This is a genomic window from Naumannella halotolerans (genome assembly GCF_004364645.1).
In the GTDB taxonomy this organism is placed as follows: Bacteria; Actinomycetota; Actinomycetes; order Propionibacteriales; family Propionibacteriaceae; genus Naumannella; species Naumannella halotolerans.
Genome location: NZ_SOAW01000001.1, coordinates 960,468 through 978,265 on the forward strand (window position 1 = coordinate 960,468; position 17,798 = coordinate 978,265).

Annotated in this window: 16 protein-coding genes and 4 tRNA genes; 12 read left to right on the plus strand and 8 right to left on the minus strand. The window is 67.4% G+C overall.

What is annotated here, in order from left to right; all coding sequences use genetic code 11:
- Window positions 1-32: 32 nt before the first annotated feature.
- The 7 genes from CLV29_RS04490 to CLV29_RS04520 form a co-directional block, all read right to left on the minus strand.
- On the minus strand, window positions 33-1,589 hold the full coding sequence (locus CLV29_RS04490) for an ABC transporter substrate-binding protein (protein WP_133753837.1): 1,557 nt from the start codon (window positions 1,587-1,589) through the stop codon (window positions 33-35).
- A gap of 493 nt (window positions 1,590-2,082) precedes the next feature.
- Window positions 2,083-3,573 (minus strand): hypothetical protein, encoded by a 1,491-nt coding sequence (locus CLV29_RS17110; protein WP_133753838.1) that lies wholly within the window; start codon window positions 3,571-3,573, stop codon window positions 2,083-2,085.
- Window positions 3,570-4,859 carry a glycoside hydrolase family 30 protein gene (locus CLV29_RS16685; RefSeq protein ID WP_243831719.1) on the minus strand — a complete coding sequence of 430 codons (1,290 nt, stop codon included), beginning with the start codon at window positions 4,857-4,859 and terminating at the stop codon, window positions 3,570-3,572. Before CLV29_RS16685 ends, CLV29_RS17110 begins: the two co-directional genes overlap by 4 nt.
- A 216-nt stretch (window positions 4,860-5,075) precedes the next feature.
- Window positions 5,076-6,173, minus strand: a complete 1,098-nt coding sequence (locus CLV29_RS04505; RefSeq protein WP_133753840.1) for a substrate-binding domain-containing protein — start codon at window positions 6,171-6,173, stop codon at window positions 5,076-5,078.
- Between the two features lie 229 nt (window positions 6,174-6,402).
- Window positions 6,403-6,478 (minus strand) — tRNA-Val (locus CLV29_RS04510).
- Window position 6,479: 1 nt separating this feature from the next.
- Window positions 6,480-6,550 (minus strand) — tRNA-Cys (locus tag CLV29_RS04515).
- Window positions 6,551-6,620: 70 nt separating this feature from the next.
- Window positions 6,621-6,693 (minus strand) — tRNA-Gly (locus tag CLV29_RS04520).
- 125 nt (window positions 6,694-6,818) lie between these two features.
- Between CLV29_RS04520 and CLV29_RS04525 the strand changes: the two genes are divergently transcribed.
- The 4 genes from CLV29_RS04525 (at window position 6,819) to CLV29_RS04540 (ending at window position 9,205) form a co-directional block, all read left to right on the plus strand.
- Window positions 6,819-7,235 (plus strand): nitroreductase family deazaflavin-dependent oxidoreductase, encoded by a 417-nt coding sequence (locus CLV29_RS04525; RefSeq protein WP_133753841.1) that lies wholly within the window; start codon window positions 6,819-6,821, stop codon window positions 7,233-7,235.
- A gap of 372 nt (window positions 7,236-7,607) precedes the next feature.
- Entirely contained in the window at window positions 7,608-8,447 is an 840-nt protein-coding gene (locus tag CLV29_RS04530; protein WP_243831720.1) for an aminotransferase class IV, read from the plus strand.
- Between the two features lie 97 nt (window positions 8,448-8,544).
- Window positions 8,545-8,620, plus strand: a tRNA-Val gene (locus CLV29_RS04535).
- Window positions 8,621-8,755: 135 nt separating this feature from the next.
- A complete protein-coding gene (locus CLV29_RS04540; RefSeq protein ID WP_133753842.1) occupies window positions 8,756-9,205 on the plus strand; it encodes a UBP-type zinc finger domain-containing protein in 450 nt (149 codons plus the stop codon).
- Between the two features lie 61 nt (window positions 9,206-9,266).
- Here the strand turns inward: CLV29_RS04540 and CLV29_RS04545 are convergent, their stop codons facing one another.
- Window positions 9,267-9,836, minus strand: coding sequence for a manganese efflux pump MntP (locus CLV29_RS04545; RefSeq protein ID WP_166649126.1), 570 nt, complete (start codon window positions 9,834-9,836; stop codon window positions 9,267-9,269).
- Window positions 9,837-10,273: 437 nt separating this feature from the next.
- Here CLV29_RS04545 and thrS point away from each other — a divergent pair, with 437 nt between their 5' ends.
- The 8 genes from thrS to CLV29_RS04585 are packed head-to-tail and all read left to right on the plus strand — an operon-like array spanning window position 10,274 to window position 17,775.
- Window positions 10,274-12,262: a threonine--tRNA ligase gene (gene thrS / locus CLV29_RS04550; RefSeq protein ID WP_243831721.1), complete on the plus strand. Its 1,989-nt coding sequence runs from the start codon at window positions 10,274-10,276 to the stop codon at window positions 12,260-12,262.
- Between the two features lie 3 nt (window positions 12,263-12,265).
- On the plus strand, window positions 12,266-12,919 hold the full coding sequence (locus CLV29_RS04555; protein ID WP_133753843.1) for an HIT family protein: 654 nt from the start codon (window positions 12,266-12,268) through the stop codon (window positions 12,917-12,919).
- Window positions 12,919-13,632, plus strand: coding sequence for a CDP-alcohol phosphatidyltransferase family protein (locus CLV29_RS04560; protein ID WP_133753844.1), 714 nt, complete (start codon window positions 12,919-12,921; stop codon window positions 13,630-13,632). The genes CLV29_RS04555 and CLV29_RS04560 overlap by 1 nt, the downstream gene beginning before the upstream one ends.
- Window positions 13,633-13,650: 18 nt before the next feature.
- Window positions 13,651-14,649, plus strand: a complete 999-nt coding sequence (locus CLV29_RS04565) for a phosphatidylinositol mannoside acyltransferase (protein ID WP_133753845.1) — start codon at window positions 13,651-13,653, stop codon at window positions 14,647-14,649.
- Window positions 14,646-15,773: a glycosyltransferase family 4 protein gene (locus CLV29_RS04570; RefSeq protein WP_133753846.1), complete on the plus strand. Its 1,128-nt coding sequence runs from the start codon at window positions 14,646-14,648 to the stop codon at window positions 15,771-15,773. The genes CLV29_RS04565 and CLV29_RS04570 overlap by 4 nt, the downstream gene beginning before the upstream one ends.
- 10 nt (window positions 15,774-15,783) lie before the next feature.
- Window positions 15,784-16,614, plus strand: coding sequence for a DUF881 domain-containing protein (locus CLV29_RS04575; RefSeq protein ID WP_166649128.1), 831 nt, complete (start codon window positions 15,784-15,786; stop codon window positions 16,612-16,614).
- Window positions 16,611-16,943: a small basic family protein gene (locus tag CLV29_RS04580; protein ID WP_133753848.1), complete on the plus strand. Its 333-nt coding sequence runs from the start codon at window positions 16,611-16,613 to the stop codon at window positions 16,941-16,943. Before CLV29_RS04575 ends, CLV29_RS04580 begins: the two co-directional genes overlap by 4 nt.
- Window positions 16,936-17,775 carry a DUF881 domain-containing protein gene (locus CLV29_RS04585; protein WP_133753849.1) on the plus strand — a complete coding sequence of 280 codons (840 nt, stop codon included), beginning with the start codon at window positions 16,936-16,938 and terminating at the stop codon, window positions 17,773-17,775. Before CLV29_RS04580 ends, CLV29_RS04585 begins: the two co-directional genes overlap by 8 nt.
- The last annotated feature ends 23 nt before the right edge of the window (window positions 17,776-17,798 follow it).

Genomic DNA, 17,798 nt, shown 5'->3' on the forward strand with positions numbered 1-17,798 from the left:
GTGTGCCGGAGACCGGCACACCACCGATGCGATCAGTTCGCGGGACGGATCTCGTTCAACGGAGTCTGCGGCCTGGCCTCGGAGACCGAGAGCGGCGCAAGATCTTCACTGGCGTAGTAGAACACCGGCGCATAGACCGCAGGAGCGAACCAGGCCTGGTCGACCAGCCGGGAGATGACCTGCTGGTACAGCACGGTCGCCTCCTCCTCGGGTGCGGCCATCGCCTTCTCCATCGTGGAGTTGATCTCGTCGTCACTGGAACCGAGCGGATTGAAGATCGCCTCGGGGCCGAACAACCCGTCGTACTCCATCGGCACCGGTTGTGATCCGTAACCGATGACTGCGGCGGGGAACGTACCCCCGGTCATCCCCTCGAAGTAGTCGGCACTGGGACGGGAGTCGAGTTCGACGGTGATGCCCACCTCGGCGAGTTGTTCGGCGAAGACCTGGGACAAGGTGGCAGCGGTCGAGGAGGTGCTGGCCACCACCGGCAGGGTGAACCCATCGGCATAACCCGCTTCGGCGAGCAGTTCGCGGGCCTTCTCCGGATCGTAGGGGTAGGCATCGGCGAGTGCGTCGACGTACCCCGGCTCACTGGAGACCACGGTCTGCTGGGCCGGGGACCCGTACTCGCCCAGGAGTGCATCGGAGATGCCCTGCCGGTCGATCGCGTAGTTGATCGCCTGTCGTACCGCCAGATCTTGCAGCGGGGAGTCCAGCGTCCCCTCCCGGTCGAGCAGGCTGAGTCCGTAGACGACGGTCGGGGCGTGCAGCACCTGCATACCGGCATCGGTGGCCGCGGCGGCGGTCCCCAGATCGCCGGCGGCGTAGTCGACCTCGCCGGTGCGCAACGCGTTGAGGCGCTGCTCGGCATTCTCCATCACGGTGATGGTGATCTGGTCGAAATGCTGGTTCGCCGGATCCCAGTAGTCGTCCCGGGCGGTGTAGACGTAGCGGGACCCGGCAACGGTCTGCGCGGCGTCGAGTACGTAGGGGCCGGCGCCGGCGGTCGAGGTGGTGAGTTGCTCGGCATCACCGGCGAGGGCCTCGGGGGAGATCATCATCCCGGCCACCCAGGTCTGGGTGAAGGCCTGTGCGGCCAGGGGATGGGGGCTGTCCCAGGAGATCCGGACGGTGTCGTCGTCGATCGCCTCGTAGTCTCCGCCGTTGACCAGGGAGACGACATTGCTGCGACCGTCGTCGAGGTGCTCGAGGTTGGCGACCACAGCTTCGGCGTCGAGAGCGGTGCCGTCGGAGAAGGTGACGCCGTCGCGCACGGTCAGCTCGAAGACCTTGTTCTCATCATCGGTGAAACCCCACTCCGTCGCCAGACCGGGGACCAGGTTGCCTTCGCCGTCGATCTTGATCAACGCGTCATAGGCGGGCTGGGCGAAGGCACTGGTGGATTGCTCCATGTCGGCGGGATCGAGACTGCCCGGGGCCTTCTCCAGGGCGACAGCCAAGGTGCCACCGGAGCCATCGGCACCGGGTTCGGACTTCTGGGACGAGGCACAGCCTGCGGACACCAGCAGGATGAGCGAGGCGGTGGCGGCGCCGGCAGCGAGAAGCCGGCGTGAGTTGCTGAACATCTGACCTCCTTGTCAACGGATGCTGACTCGAGGCCAGCGTCTTTGGTGGTACGTGCGGGGATTCAAGCACGTCACCACAGAGAATGTAAAGCGTTCTATGTAAAACGTTTTACAGATTCGTCGACTGCAGGTCGCGTGGCGCACCAGTGGGACCGGGCTGCCAGGGGTGTCACCGGGACCGGTCGGCGCGGGGCCTTTCACTGGAACCCCGGCCCGAGGCATCGGTGTGCAACTCGGGTCACGGGGCGACAAGAAGACAAACGTCACACTCGATCACGGGGAACCGTCACCAGCCCGGCGTGTCGCGCCGGAACCGCCATCGAGTGTGACGCTTGTTTGGTTCGCCTCGTAGGGCGCGATCCCCGGAACGTCCTCCTGACGGCAAACGACGGAGACGACCGGCCCTGGACGGCCGACAAACCCCACCGCGTCGGCATCCGGACATGCGAAACGCCGGTGCGGGCCAGCGAGGGCACCGCACCGGCGTTCAGGATCAACGCGCGCCGACTGTCCCCACGGCATCGACCTTCAGCGATCCGGACAGCAACTCGATCCGTACCGTGTGCCGGCCGGGTTCGAGGTCGCGCAGCGAGTAGGTCTGCTGGTAGTCGCCGCTGGCGACGGTGCTCGCCTCCTGCTCGACCACCTCGCCGTCGACACTCACCCGCAACCGGGCGCTCCCGTCGTTCGCGCCGATCAGATCCAGTCCGGTGCCGTCGAAGGTGTACTGCAGGCCGGAACCGGCGTCCTCGGTCACCGAAGCGGTCCGTCCGTAGGTGTACATGGACTCCCCGTTGGCGTGGGACCATTCACCGTCGTAGCGCAGCAGTTCCTCGCCGGGATCGTCCAGCTCGGCCATCTCCAGGTCATCCAGATAGCGGTCGTAATGGGCTGCCTGGTCGTCGATTCGCTCGACCTGCAGATTGTCGAACTGGGTGTGGTGCGGGCCGCTGGCCAGGTCGACCCAGCCGGACAGGTACGGCTCGTCGTCGGTGTGCTCGACCAGTTGTCGATCATCTATCGAGGCGGTGACCCGGTTGCCGACGACCTCGAGCTGCAGTTCGTGCCAATCCTTGGGGTCGGCCTGCCAGTCCTCGATGCTGCCTTCGGCGATGGTCTCGCCCAGGCGGGCGAAGGTCCAGTCACCGGTGGCGGACAACTGGATCGTGTAAGGGGTTCCGCTGATCTTGTGCGAGCTGCCCCCACCACTGTTCCGCGCGCCCAGGGCGGCATAGTTGTTCTCGGTCGACTCGGTCTCGAAACCGACGTCGACCGAGGCCCGGTAGTCGGTCCAGTGGCGGTCACCGACGGCAGCGACCGGGTCCCCACCGTTCCCGGCGCCGCCGATGCCCTCGGCGGTGTCGAGTTGCTGTCGCAGGACCCATTCACCGTCGTCTGCGCGATGGGCCTCGAAGGCACCGTTGCGGGCCCAGGTGTAGAGCGGGATGGCTCCCTCCTCGCCACCGCGGGAGTCGATGAAGCTCTCGGTACGACGGCTCACCTTGCCCCGGTGATCGATGGTGGCGACCTTCTTGCGTCGGTAGTCGTAGTCGTCGGAGAACAACACCTCGTCGTCCTCGCCCAACACGGTGCGCTCACCCTCGACCGGCAGCGCGGTGGTCCATGCCTCATCGCGTTCGACGTCGAGACTGGTCACACTGACCACCGAGTAGGGCGCCACCTCCACCTCGTAGGCGCCTTGATCATCCGGTCGGACGTCGGCCACATGCTGTTTGAAGTTCGCGTCGAACTGCTCATCCTGCGCCGCAGCGGTGGTCTGCCAGACCGACAGTTCCGGATTCCGGCCGAGCCGCAGGTTCTGCGGCGTGATCCGGTGGGTCTGCGCCTGCTCGGAGTCGTTGACGATCACGGTGGAGAAGTCGGACTTCGCCGGATCGGCCATGGTCACGTAGTTCGGTCCGCCATTGCGGCCGTTCACCGGGTTTGTCCCCTGGGCGCTGCTCGCGCTGGCCTGCGGGATCATCCGCCAGATCTCGTCGCGGCCCCGGCCGTCCTCCCAGCCGGTGTCGGCGAAGCTGCTGAAGTGCTGCAGAACAGCCAGACCTCCGTCGTAGGCCGGTTGGGACTGCCACGGTCTGCCGGTCGAGCTGGGTGGATCCACCCCGACCAGGGGTCGCGCGCACTGACCAGTTCCTTGTAGGAGTACTGGCCGCCTTCGTAGAAGGAGCCGATCGCCGGCTGGTAGATGAAGTGGCTGCGGCGCGAGTTCACGAACCCCTTGACGATGGTGTTCGCCATCTCCAGGGCCGAACCGTTGCCGCCGATGCCGGTTCCCTCGGTGGCCGGGTCGGCGGTGTTGTTGTAGCGCCGGAAGGAAGTGTTGCTGAACGTCGCCTGGGCCTCGCTGTTCCAGATCTGTTCGTTGTGTTCCTCGGCCAGTGCGGTGAAGTTCCCCGCACCGTCGTCATTGGTGTTGTAGTGGTAGCCCGAGGCACCGACGGCCTCGCGCAGTTCCTCGTCGTCGATCATCTCGTCACCGAAGGTGCCGACGCTCACCTCATCGGAGATCACGGTCTCGATCTGGTTGAACTGTTTGCGTTCACCCTTGCGGAAGCCGGCCAGGCGACGGTCGTCGGAGACGTAGCCGGTGGAGTCGGTACGTACCCGCTCGCTGAACTCCTTGGTCCATTCGAGGTCGGCGGCGTGCTCGTTCACCCCGGGGTTCACGTAGTCGATCATGTAACCGTACTCACGGTGTGCGGCGAGGATGGTGTTCTTGTACCAGGTGTAGATGTCGTCGTTGTCCTCCACCCAGCCGGGCGCATTCCATCGCAGGATCGAGACCTTCAGGTCCGGATTGAGGCGTTTGGCGTCGGCGGCCAGTTGGAAGCCGGGATGCCGGCGCACATTGGCCTCCTCATCGGCGGTCCGCATGGTTGCCGGATCCGGGCCGGTGGAATTGTTGCGATCATTGCCCATTTCGATCTTGACGTGGTTCATGATCGGGTTGTCACCGCCGAACAGGATCCGCAGCAGCCGTGCGTACTCCTCGGGGTGCTGGGCCTTGTAGTCGAGCAGGACGGCGCTGGTGCTGTTGGCGGTGAGCACGCCGAATCCCTTGAACGTGAGCCCTTCGTCGCTGTCGGTCGCGATGTCGTCGCCGTTGACGACGACCTCGATCGGAGCATCCTCATCGGGTGCTGCATGGCCGGAATGTGTGCTCAGTGGAGACATCAGCAGTCCCGTACTGAGCGCCGTGGCCAGACCGTAACGGACCCAGCGGGTGGTGGGAGATGACTTCGTCGTCATGGCGATCCTGTCGTCGGGCGAGAAACCTCGCCGGGGAGCTGTGGGTGACATGCAACAACTGGACCCACGCCCTGACAACAGGATTCGCGGCAAACGATCACACTCGAACAACGGCCTTGCGGGAGCGCCGGTCCTCGTGGTCCGACCAAGATCAGGTGGGCTGCTCGTCCTCACCGGTGGTCGACGGTCAGTCCCGTGACCGATGCCGCTCGTTGATCAACATCGCACCGACGACTCCCGGACGTGGAGTTCGGGGCCGATCCGTACCCGGTGCACCGGGCGCTGGGAGCCTTCGTTGAGCCTGGCCAGCAGCAGCTCGACGGTCAGTCTGCCCACGTACTCCTTCGGGGGTCGGATCGCACTGACCGGGGGAGAGCCCAGAGCGGCGACCTCGTCGTCATAGGCCACGACGGCCAGATCGTCGCCGACATGCAGGCCCTGGTCGGTGCAGTGCTGGACGAAGGCGACCGCGGCGGCATCGGCATGGATCAGCAGGGCCGTCGTCCCGGTGGCGTCCACCGCTTCCAGCGTGCGGTCCAGCGCGGTGTCCCGGCCGGCTTCGAGGAAGCCGTCGGAGATCCCGGTCAACGGCAGCGTCGGGTCCTCTCCCAGCCGGCGGAGTTCGTCGCGCCAGCCGTCGATCAACTGCCGGCTGGTCGGGGAGTTCTGCGGATAGAGCAACCCGATCCTGCGGTGTCCTTGGTCGTGGAGATGTCGAACGGCCATGCCGGCACCCGCGGCATGGTCGCTGCTGGCCCATTCCAGGGAGTCGGCCGAGGCCCCCGGTGGTGCGGTCCGCTCGGTGAGCACCACCGGCAGGTCGAGGGCGTCCAACTCGGCCAGCAGCTCCGCTGAGTCCGGGGCCGACACATCGGGGGCCAGGATCAGTCCCTGCAGACCCGGTGTCTGCAACAGATTGCGCAGTTGTCGCCGGTCATCGGCCAGGTCGTAGGAGGAGGTACGCAAGAGCAGCCGGACGCCTGCCGTTGCTGCGGCGGCCCGGGCACCGGCGATGATCGAGGGCCAGTAGTAGCTGTAGGACGGGACGACCATGCCGATCGTCCGGCCGCCGCGGTTGCGGGGCGCGCCGGAGAAGGTGGCCTCGGGGTCGGGCAGGGTGGCTCCGCCGTGGACCCGCTTGACCAGTCCACGCCTGGCGAGTTGGTTGACGTCGCGGCGGATCGTCAGCTCGGAGACCCCGAGTTCGGGAGCCACCTCGCTGACCACGATCGATCCCCGGGCGCGGATCAGGTGCAGGACCTGATCCTGGCGCTGTTGGGCGAAGGTCGATCGCGCAAGTTCGTCGTTGGACATGCTTCTCCTGTCCGATCAGATCTCCACGGTGAGGGGCCGATCGAGGGAGGGCACCGGGCCGTACCGGCCGGCCCCCGAGGTCGGTACCCGACGAGCGGGGTGTCAGCAGCGAGTGGTGTGCCCCGGCGAGCGGTGCAAGAGGTGTCCGCGTGGCGGGAAGTGCATGGCGGGCGTACCCGGGCCGGAAATGTGTCAGGGCCGGTGCTCTTGCGAACACCGGCCCTGTCGATGGTGGGCGATACTGGAATCGAACCAGTGACCTCTTCCGTGTCAGGGAAGCGCGCTAGCCCCTGCGCCAATCGCCCGAGGTGGAGACGGGATTTGAACCCGTGTAGACGGATTTGCAGTCCGTTGCCTCGCCTCTCGGCCACTCCACCAGCAGTGCGGGGCAGCCCCGCATCTGGTCGAGACCCATGCTGGAAGACCCCGGGGCTGAGATCCACTCCGAGCGGACGACGGGATTCGAACCCGCGACCCTCACCTTGGCAAGGTGATGCTCTACCAGCTGAGCCACGTCCGCGTGCATCTGGCGGGGTGTTGCCCCGTTCAGCGCGTGGACGACAATAGCCGACGACCGGGGCGGTGTACAAACCGGTGTGGTGGACGCCGGTGGAGTGCGGCAGCGACGCGCCTACAGTGTGTTCCATGGCACAAGATGACTGGGTTGTGAAGCAGTTGCAGAAGATCGATGCCGCGGGTACGACCGCTGCCGCCACGGTGATGGATCGTCCGATCGTGGTCACCCTGCAGAAGGGCGCCAAGACCGGTGAACTCCGGCGGGTGCCGCTGATGCGAGTGGAGCACGAGGGCAGCTACGCCGCGGTCGCCAGCAAGGGTGGAGCCCCGAAGGATCCGGTTTGGTACAACAACCTGATCGCCCACCCCGATATCGAGGTGATGGACGGTACGCAGACCCACCCGGTGCGGGCGCGGCTGCTGGACCCCGAATCCGAGGAGTACGGCCTGTGGTGGGCCCGCAGCGTCGAGGCGTACCCGGAGTACGCCAAGTACCAGGAGAAGACCTCCCGGAAGATCCCGGTCTTCGTCCTCGAACCGCGCTGACCCTCCGTCGCGTGCTGGCCTCCGACGGCTGGCCTCTGACGGCTGACTGGCCCTTCGACGCGCGCCGGCCCTGCAACTGGGTCCCTGAACCCCGCCGCGCCCCGCGTCTGTTCCGCAGGAGATGCACTCATGGGCGCGGTTTGGGTGCGTTTGCTGCGGAACGGATGAGTGGTGCCGTGGGTTTGGTACGGATGAAGAGCGGCGCCTGGACGCAGGCCCGCCCGTGCGGGTACGGCACAACCGATTGCGGTAGGTGTGGGTGCGGCGGAACCGATTGCGGTGGGTGCGGGTACGGCAGAACCGATTGCGGTGGGTGCGGGTGCGGTACAACCGATCCGGCGGGTGCGGATACGGGCATGGCACGATTGCGGTGTGGCTGAGCTGAACCGACCGACCATCTGGATCGACGGCGTCCTGTACGCAGATTCCGATCAGGCGCTGATCCCGGCCGACGACCACGGGCTGGTTGCCGGTGACGGTGTCTTCGAGACCTGCAAGATCGAACCCTGGGGTGCCTTCGCCCTCGGACTGCACATCCAGCGGCTGCAGCACTCGGCGAAGACCCTCGGGCTGCCGACGCCCGATGAGTCCGAGGTCAGGGCCGGGGTGGCGGCGGTGCTGGCCGTACGGGAGTTCGACTACGGACGGCTGCGGATCACCTGGACCGGGGGAGTCGGCCCCCTCAGCAGCGGCCACGCCTTCGGCCCTCCACGGCTGATCGTCGCCGCCTCGAGTGCTTCGAGGGCCAGCGGACCGGGACGGCTGGCGACCGTGCCGTGGACCCGCAACCCCGACGATCCGCTCTCGGGCATCAAGACCACCTCCTATGCCGGGAATGTCCGGGCATTGGCCTGGGCGCACGATCGCGGTGCCGATGAGGCGCTGTTCTGCAACACCCGGGGTGAGGTGTGCGAGGCGTCGGGATCGAACATCTTCCTGGTCTTCGGTGATCGGGTGGTGACCCCGACCCTGGCTGCGGGACCCCTGGCCGGGATCACCCGGCGCTGCGTGATCGAGCAGTCCGGTGCAGAAGAGGCCGACCTGAGCCTGGCCGAGGCGAAAAAGGCCGACGAGGTCTTCCTCACCGGGTCCTTGCGCGACGTCCACCCGATCGTCGACTGGGACGGCCAACTCTGGGAGGTCGGCCCGGTCACCAGCGCCGTCGCCAAGGAGTTCGCAGCCCGGTCCGCCGCCGATCCGGACCCCCGTTGATCAAGGGCCGTTGATCATGGACCGGAGTGGTCACCGAGTCGCTGGCCGGCACCGATTTCGGCAACCGTCGGAACTGCGCTAGCATTGGCGATCGCTCGGGCGATTGGCGCAGGGGTTAGCGCGCTTCGTTCACACCGAAGAGGTCACTGGTTCGATTCCAGTATCGCCCACCACCGAGACCCGCAGATCCGTTCTGCGGGTTCTTTCGTTCCGGCCCGGCATAGGATCGGCCCCACGTACCGTTCGGCACGGTGCCGGTCCGGGCTCGCTCGGATGAGCGCCCGGATGAACCAGGGAGGAGTCGGCTGATGGTGGATCCCGACGACATACAGGGCACCAGTGCAGAGGGCATCAGCTCCGGAGGTACGGGCGCCGGAGGCACCGGTGCCGGCAGCACGGGCGCAAAGGGCACCGAAGCACGCCGCATCAATCCGGGCGTGCCACCCAGTGGCCCGGGCTGTGTGGAGTGTGCGGCCGACGGCGGTTGGTGGGTGCACCTGCGGCGCTGTGCCCGGTGCGGGCACATCGGCTGCTGTGACAGTTCGCCCAGCAAACATGCGACCGCGCACTTCCACGTCAGTGGGCACCCGGTGATCTGCAGTTACGAACCGGGGGAGGACTGGTTCTACGACTACACCACCGGCGGGACGTTCGACGGCCCCGAACTGGCACCGCCGACCAGTCATCCCGCCGACCAGCCCGCTCCCGGGCCGAAGGGCCGCGTACCGCTCGACTGGCGCGCGCAGCTGTCCGGCTGAGCCCGGCCGCCCCCGATCCGGCTCGGCTTCTCCGGGCGCCAGCCGGCCGCCTGCCGACAGGTCAGCCGAGGATGCCCAGGTGCTGCAGCAGGATCCGTACCCCGATCCCGATCAGCACCGCACCGCCGATGATCTCGGCCGGGGTACCGAGCCTGCGCCCGACCCGATGCCCGAGGAAGACCGCCAGCAGGGTCAACACCAAGGTGATGGTGCCGATCGTCAGCACCGCCTGCAGGATGTTCACCGAGATCACGGCCAGGCTGATCCCGACGGCCAGGGCGTCGATGCTGGTGGCCACCGACAGGACCAGCAGGGACCGCAGGCTGACCCGGGTCTCCTGCGGTTCATCGGCATCGGCCGAGGTGAGCGCCTGCCAGATCATCCGGCCACCGATCAGCGACAGCAGGCCGAAGGCCACCCAGTGGTCGTAGTCCTTGATGTCTTCGGCGACCGAACTGCCCAGCAGCCAGCCGATCAATGGCATCAGTGCCTGGAAGAAGCCGAAGAAGCCCGCCACCAGCAGCGCCCTTCGCCAGCGGAACGGGCGCATCCCGACGCCTTGGGTCAGGCCGACGGCGAAGGCGTCGGCCGACACGGCAAGCGCCATGATCAGCATTTCCGCAAACCCCACGGGGTCCTCTCACTCGGGCCGCACGCGGACCGGGAGGACGCGACGGCAACGACGGCATTGCCGAAGGTCTCGTTCGCCCGAGGGCTCTCGGGTGGTACGCCGGGCGGGGAACTGCGCATGCGCAGCGTCCGCCAGTGTGTCGACGCACCGCAGTCACCGGCCGGTGACGCGGAACTACTCCCCTTCGGCGATCAGTCTTGCACACTTGCGCATTCTGTGAAATATGGAACTCACGCCAATCCCGGAGTGATGGGTGAGGACGGGGCGCCATGATCTCCGACCCCCGGTGCTCCGCTGTCAGGCTCGACCGGCCGACGCTCCCGCAACCGGGTCGACAGGCGATATGGAGTAAACCGATCCTTCTCCGGTGCGGCATGATGGATCACTGCACGCCGTGCGGATCAGCCGACGGCGACCACCGAGGAGAGGAACGAGCGGTGTCTGCACAGATCACCCTGGTACGGGACGGGAACGACGACGTCAGGGAACTGCAGACCACCACCACCGGTCTGGACCTGTTCGGTGACGACCGGACGATCGTGGCGATGACGGTCAACGGCGAACAGCGCGACCTCACCCGTGAGCTCGTGGCCGGTGACCGGGTCGAGCCGATCGGCATCGAATCCGCCGAGGGGCTGGCGATCATCCGCCACTCCGCAGCCCACGTGCTCGCCCAGGCGGTGCAGGCGGCCCATGCCGACGCCAAGCTCGGTATCGGCCCGCCGATCACCGACGGTTTCTACTACGACTTCGACGTCGAGGAGCCGTTCACCCCCGAGGACCTGAAGAGCCTCGAGAAGGCGATGACCAAGATCATCAAACAGCGTCAACGGTTCCGCCGCCGGGAGGTCTCCGACGACGAGGCGCGCGCCGAACTGGCCGATGAGCCGTACAAACTGGAACTGATCGGGCTGAAGGGCGGGGCCTCCGACGACGACGGCTCCACCGTCGAGGTCGGCGCCGGTCAGCTGACCATCTACGACAACCTCAACCGCGACGACTCCGTGGCCTGGTTCGACCTGTGCCGCGGCCCGCACGTACCGCACACCGGTTACATCCCGGCCTATGCGCTGACCCGTAGCGCTGCTGCGTACTGGCGGGGGAGTGAGAAGAACAAGCAGTTGCAGCGGATCTACGGGACGGCCTGGCCGAGCAAGGACGAGCTGAAGGCCTACCAGCATCGCCTGGAGGAGGCGGCCAAGCGTGATCACCGCAAGCTCGGCGCCGAGCTGGACCTGTTCTCCTTCCCCGAGGAACTGGGCTCCGGCCTGCCGATCTTTCATCCGAAGGGTGGTGTGATCAAACGGGAGATGGAGGACTACGTCCGCGCCCGGCACATCGAGGAGGGTTTCGAGTACGTCGGCACCCCGCACATCTCCAAGGAGGAGCTGTTCTACACCTCCGGCCACCTGCCGTACTACGGCGAGGGGATGTTCCCGCCGCTGGACGTGGACGGCAACCCGTACCGGCTGAAGGCGATGAACTGCCCGATGCACAACCTGATCTACCGCTCCCAGCAGCGCTCCTACCGTGACCTGCCGCTGCGCTTGTTCGAGTTCGGCCACGTGTACCGCAACGAGAAGTCCGGTGTGGTCCACGGGCTCACCCGGGTCCGCGGTTTCGCCCAGGACGACTCGCACTCCTATGTCACCCCCGACCAGGCGCCCGGCGAGGTAGGTCACCTGCTCGACTTCATGTTGAGCGTGCTGCGTGACTTCGGCCTGGACGACTTCTACCTGGAGTTGTCCACCCGCGACGACGAGGGTGAGAAGTCGACCAAGTTCATCGGCTCCGACCAGGACTGGGAGAAGGCGACCAAGGTGCTCGCCGATGTCGCCGCGGCGACCGGTATCGAACTGGTCGACGATCCCGGCGGTGCTGCCTATTACGGTCCGAAGATCAGCGTGCAGGCCCGCGACGCGATCGGCCGGACCTGGCAGATGGGCACCGTGCAGTACGACTTCAACCAGCCGGCACCCGATCGCTTCAACCTCGAGTACGTGGCCGCCGACGGATCCCGTCAGCAGCCGGTGATGATCCACTCGGCGAAGTTCGGTTCCATCGAGCGGTTCATCGGGGTGCTCACCGAGCACTACGCCGGCGCCTTCCCGCCCTGGCTCGCGCCGGTGCAGGTGGTCGGCATCCCGGTCGCCGCGGAGTTCGACGACTACCTCGAAGGGGTCGCCTCCGAACTGCGCAATCTCGGGGTACGGGTGGAGGTCGACGTCTCCGACGACCGGATGCAGAAGAAGATCCGCAATGCCACCAAACAGAAGGTTCCCTTCCAGCTGATCGCCGGTGGCGAGGATCGGGACAACGGCGCCGTCTCCTTCCGTTACCGCGACGGTACGCAGAAGAACGGCGTGCCGATCATGGACGCGATCGCCGAGATCACCTCCGCCATCTCCGACCGTCGTCAGGTGTGAGCGATGAGCGGGACCGATGACGATCGCCCGGACATCGGGTCCGGGCCGGTGGATGCAGGCGGACTGCGGCGTGCCGATGCCGAGGACGAGACCGAGCTGGCGGGTGAGCGCGACGGTTTCGCGCGGCTCTGGACGCCGCACCGGATGGTCTACATCGACGGTGAGAACAAGCCGGCACCTGGCAGCGGTGAGGACGGTTGTCCCTTCTGCCGCGCCTGGAAGCTCGACGACGCCGAGGGCCTGGTCGCCCGACGGGGCAGTAGTTGCTACGTGGTGATGAACCTCTACCCGTACTCACCGGGTCACGTGCTGATCTGTCCGTACCGCCATGTCGCCGACTACACCGAGCTGACCGAGGACGAACGGGCCGAGGTCTCCGAGCTCACCCGGCAGGCGATGATCGTGATCCGCGAGGTATCCGGGCCGCAGGGGTTCAACCTGGGCATGAACCAGGGGGTGGTCGGTGGTGCCGGGATCCAGGCCCATCTGCATCAGCATGTCGTACCCCGCTGGCAGGGTGATGCGAACTTCATGCCGATCATCGCCCAGACCAAGCCGCTGCCGATGCTGCTGGAGGACTCCCGGTCCAGGCTGCATGCGGCCTGGTCGCGCCTCTTCGGCGAACCGGCCGGTCGCAGTACCGGACCGCTCGGCTGATGCTGGAGCGAGCTCGGGCATTCGGCGACTGGTTGGTACGACCGCTGGCGCGCCTGCTGGTGGGCCTGCGGATACCCCCCGATGTCGTCAGCTGGGTCGGCACCTTGGCCGTCTGCGTGGCTGCTTTGATCACCATCCCGAACGGCTGGTTGTGGCAGGGGGCGCTGATCGTCGGTCTGCTGTCGCTGTCCGACACCCTGGACGGGGCGATGGCCCGGCTGCTGGGTCGGGAACGGACCTGGGGTGCCTTCCTCGACTCCAGTCTGGACCGGGTGGCCGACGGCGCCCTGTTCGGCGCGGTGCTGATCCACGTAGTGCAGACCTCCCCGTGGTCCTCCGCAGCGCTCGGCGGGTACGGCCTGCCGGCCGAAGGTGTAGCCGCCCGTTACGGCGAGTGGAACATGCAGTGGGCCGAGCCGGGCCTGAGCTGGATGAGCGTCCTGGCCCTGGTGGTGCTGGTCCTGGGTCAGCTCACCTCCTATGTGAAGGCGCGGGCCGAATCGCTCGGTGGCGAGGGTGGCGGCGGCCCGGGGGCCCGGGCGGACCGGATCGTGATCATCGTGGTGTCCCTGTTGCTGGAGGGCCTCGGTGTGCCCTTCGCGCTCGCCCTCGGGCTGCTGGTCCTGGCCGTCCTCGGTGTGATCACCGTGGCGGTCCGGATGCGGCGGGCGAAGGCCAGTTTCGGCGAGTCGAGCGGTGAGGCTCCGGCATGATCATCCTCCACTGCGCTCATGACTGAGCCGGGAACAGCCCGCGGGCCGGCGGACATCCGCAACCTGCTGCCGGCAGCCGGTGTGGATGCCCGGAACCGATTCCTCTTCGCCCGCGGACAACAGATCGCACCGCACCTGCCCTCCTCGGTGCAGAACCTGATCATGAACCTGGGCAGTGCGATGAGCCTCGCCCGTCCCTCACCGGAGATCGACAACTGGATCGCGAACATCACCGCGGCCACCGGAACCCGGCCAGGGCGGGCGCTGCAGCGCCAGGCCATCAGGTCGTACCTGCGTACCTATCTGGAGGTTCTCGCACTGCCCAGTTGGGGCCCGCTGCGCACCGCCACGGCGGTCAGTGCCGAACCGACCGGGGAACGGATCCTGCGCCTGGCCCACACCGGGCCCGGCGTGGTCTGTGCACTGCCGCACTCGGCCAACTGGGACCTGGCCGGTGGCTGGGCTGCTGCCACCGGGATGCCGGTCACCTCGGTCGCCGAGCGTCTGGGGGAGACCGAGTTCGCCGCCTTCACCGAGATCCGCCGCCGCCTCGGCATCGAGATTCTCGCCCACGACGATTCCTCGGTGGTCCGGGAGCTGATCCGTGCGGTCCGCAACCGACGGGTGGTCTGCCTGATGGGTGATCGCGACCTCACCGGTGACGGGGTGCCGGTGCGCTGGAACGGCCACCCGATCACCATGCCTGCCGGCCCGGCACTGGTGGCACGCCGGACCGGTGCGGTGCTGCTCGGAGTCGGCTGCCACTACACCGCCACCGGAATGAAGATCGACTTCTCCGCACCGATCCCGCTGCGGCCCGGACGTGGGGGACTGGTCGCCATGACCCAGGAACTTGCCGACTTCTTCGCCGCTCACGTGGCCAGGCATCCGGCAGACTGGCACCTGATGCAGCCGTTCTTCGACCGACCCGTCGACCGAGTACGCCGTAGACGAACCCCGGCTGCTCCGGTGCGGGACGAAGATCGGGATCGGTTGGGATCGGCGGTGGGTCCGTGAGCGGTCCGCTCTCGATCGGCATCGTCTGCCCGTACTCGCTGTCCCAGCCGGGCGGCGTGCAGAACCACGTGCTGGGCCTGGCCCGGGAGCTGCGCCGGCTCGGCCACCGCCCGCAGATCCTCGCACCCGGTGAACTTCCCGCCGCCGAACCGGACACCGATGAGCTGCCCATCAGCGGGGCCGGTCAGGGGCTACCCGTGCGCTACAACGGTTCGGTGGCCAGGGTGAACTTCGGCCCGCGCAGTTCGGCCCGGGTCTCGGCCTGGCTGTCCGGCAACCGTTTCGACCTGCTGCACCTGCACGAACCGGTGACCCCCAGCATCTCCCTGTTGGCGCTGCGCGCCTCCCGGGTCCCGGTCGTGGCCACCTTCCACACCGCCACCCCGGGCAGTACCGCGATGCGGGTTGCCGGCCGGGTGCTGGGGCCGATGATCAACCGGATCGATCTGGGAATCGCGGTCTCCGACAGCGCCCAGGTGGTGGTCCATGATCATCTGGGGATCGATCCGATGATCATCCCGAACGGCATCGACTGCTCGGCCTTCGCCGGCAGTCGGGCCACCGCAGCAGTGCCGCGGATCACCCTGCTCGGCCGCTTGGACGAGGAGCGCAAGGGCCTGGCCGTGTTCCTCTCCGCGCTGCCGCGGATTCGCTCGATGGTCGGCGAGATCGATGTCGTGATCGCCGGACCCGGCCGGCACCGGCTGCCCGAGGGGGTACGGCGGACCGGTTACCTCAGCGACGCCCAGCGCAGTGCACTGCTGCGTTCCACCGACGTCTTCGTCGCCCCGAACCTGGGTCGGGAGAGTTTCGGGCTGGTCGTCGTCGAGGCGCTGGCCGCCGGCGCCGCGGTGGTGGCCTCCGATCTGCCCGCCTTCCGCGATGTGCTGACCCGGGCCGACGGTGCCCTGGTCGGGGCGACCTCACCTGCCGGGGACGAGGCCGGGCTGGCGAGTGCGGTCGCCGCCGCACTCGCGCAGGCCCGTACCGGACCGGTCTCCCAGCGGGTACGGGAACGTCGCGCCCATGCCCGCAGCTACGACTGGCGCACGGTCGGCCCGGCGGTCGTGGACGGCTACCGGCGCGCCTTCGACCTTCGGTCGTCGATCGCCGGTATCGCCTAATCTGGGCCGGGTGGCGTTGAGACCGGAGGTGAACCAGGTGCTGGCGCGCGGCCGGCCGGACTCCTCGATGGACCTGCTGAGCCAGATCTTCGCCCAACCGCTCGACCCCGACTACGTCCGCCGCGACGGCAGGCCACCCTCCCCGCGCCGAGCGGCAGTGGTGATCTTCTGCTGTCTGTTGCTGTCGGGTCTGATGATCGGGGTCTCGATCGCCCAGAACGCCCGTAGCGCGCCACTGGTGGAACAGGAACGGTCCCAGTTGCGGGAACGGATCTTCGCTCAACAGGAACTGATCGCCGAACAGAATGCCCGGGTCACCGCACTGGACGCCGAGGTGGAACAGGCACGGGCCGAGGTGCTGAGCGGTGACAGCCGCAGCGCCGAGCTGGAGGCCGAGCTCGAGCGACTCGGCCTGGCCGCGCAGACTGTCGCGGTACGCGGGCCCGGGCTGGTGATCACCGTCGACGACGGACCGCAGGGCGCCGACGGCACGGCAAATCAGGTGCTGGACTCCGATCTGCAGCAGATGGCGAACGGGCTGTGGTCAGCCGGTGCCGAGGCGATTGCGATCAACGGCCATCGGTTGGGGCCGGGTACGGCGATCCGGATCGCCGGGGATGCGATCACCGTCGACTACCGGTCGCTGAGCAGGCCGTACCGGATGGAGGCGATCGGCGACCCCGACACACTGCGCAGCGGTTGGGAGCAGGGAGCTGGCGCCGAGTTGTGGAACCATCTGCGGGACGACTACGGGCTGCGGTACGAGATGGCCGACAGCGCAGAACTCGAGCTGCCGGCCGGACGGCAGCAGCAATTGCATGCAGCGGAGGTGGGTGAATGATCGCCATCATCGGACTGGTGGTGGGCATCCTGCTCGGTGCCCTGTTGCAGCCGACCGTGCCGGTGTTCCTGCAGCCGTACCTGCCGATCGCCATCATCGCCGCACTGGATGCGCTGTTCGGCGCCTTCCGGGCCTGGCTGGAGGGCAGGTTCGACGACAAGGTGTTCGTGGTCTCCTTCGCCTCGAATGTGCTGATTGCGGCGTTGATCGTCTGGATCGGCGACCAGATCGGTGTCGGCAGCCAGCTCTCGACCGGGGTGGTGGTGGTGCTCGGCATCCGGATCTTCACCAATGCCGCGGCGATCCGGAGGTTGCTCTTCCATGCCTGAACGATCCGCCCGGCCGGAGCCGGAGGACGACCCCGCCGCGAGCGAATCGGTCGGCAGTGGCGGCAGCGAAGCTCGAGCCGAGGAGCAGGGTTCGACGGCGATCCCGGCACGCCGGGCACTGCCCGCCACCCGCCGCCGCGGGTTCTTCAGTTTCAGTCGGGGACAGGTGATCGTCGGGCTGGTGCTCTGTCTGGTCGCGGTCGCGGTCACCATGCAGGTACGCGCCCAGTCCACCGATGACACCTACGCCACGGCCCGGCGGGCCGACCTGGTGCAGATCCTGGACGGTCTGAACGCCGAGTCCCGGCGTCTGGACGACGAGATCAGCAACCTGGAGAACACCCGCGACGAATTGCGTAGCGGCGTGGACTCCGAACGGATCGCCCGGGAGGAGGCCATGCGCCGGGAGGAGGACCTGAGCATCCTCGCCGGCACCCGTAGCGCGGTCGGACCGGGGGTGCGGATCGTGATCGAGGACCCGAACGTCGGGCTCACCGATGTGATCATGATCGACACCATCCAGGAACTGCGCGACTCCGGCGCCGAGGCGATCGAGATCAACGATGCTGTACGGGTGGTCGCCTCGACCTGGGTGTCGCGCAGTGAGGATGGTTTGATCATCGACGGTGTCGCGATCACCGCGCCCTATGCGATCGACGCGATCGGCGACGCCAATGCCCTGGCCGAGGCCACCCGGTTCCCCGGGGGATTGGTCAGCGAGGTGGAGAACGAGCGGATCGGCGGCGAGGTCAGGGTGGACCAGCCGACACGGATCACAGTGACTTCCTTGCACACCGTGCGCGAGAATCAGTACGCTCGCCCAGCCCGCTAGCACCGGTTCTCGCTGGTCGGGAC

Excerpts from the sequence above, each read along its gene's own strand:
- CLV29_RS04490 (WP_133753837.1), bottom strand. The coding sequence starts at position 1,589 with ATGTTCAGCAACTCACGCCGGCTTCTCGCTGCCGGCGCCGCCACCGCC.
- CLV29_RS17110 (WP_133753838.1), bottom strand. The coding sequence starts at position 3,573 with ATGATCCCGCAGGCCAGCGCGAGCAGCGCCCAGGGGACAAACCCGGTG.
- CLV29_RS16685 (WP_243831719.1), bottom strand. The coding sequence starts at position 4,859 with ATGACGACGAAGTCATCTCCCACCACCCGCTGGGTCCGTTACGGTCTG.
- CLV29_RS04505 (WP_133753840.1), bottom strand. The coding sequence starts at position 6,173 with ATGTCCAACGACGAACTTGCGCGATCGACCTTCGCCCAACAGCGCCAG.
- CLV29_RS04525 (WP_133753841.1), top strand. The coding sequence starts at position 6,819 with ATGGCACAAGATGACTGGGTTGTGAAGCAGTTGCAGAAGATCGATGCC.
- CLV29_RS04540 (WP_133753842.1), top strand. The coding sequence starts at position 8,756 with ATGGTGGATCCCGACGACATACAGGGCACCAGTGCAGAGGGCATCAGC.
- CLV29_RS04555 (WP_133753843.1), top strand. The coding sequence starts at position 12,266 with ATGAGCGGGACCGATGACGATCGCCCGGACATCGGGTCCGGGCCGGTG.
- CLV29_RS04560 (WP_133753844.1), top strand. The coding sequence starts at position 12,919 with ATGCTGGAGCGAGCTCGGGCATTCGGCGACTGGTTGGTACGACCGCTG.
- CLV29_RS04565 (WP_133753845.1), top strand. The coding sequence starts at position 13,651 with ATGACTGAGCCGGGAACAGCCCGCGGGCCGGCGGACATCCGCAACCTG.
- CLV29_RS04580 (WP_133753848.1), top strand. The coding sequence starts at position 16,611 with ATGATCGCCATCATCGGACTGGTGGTGGGCATCCTGCTCGGTGCCCTG.
- CLV29_RS04585 (WP_133753849.1), top strand. The coding sequence starts at position 16,936 with ATGCCTGAACGATCCGCCCGGCCGGAGCCGGAGGACGACCCCGCCGCG.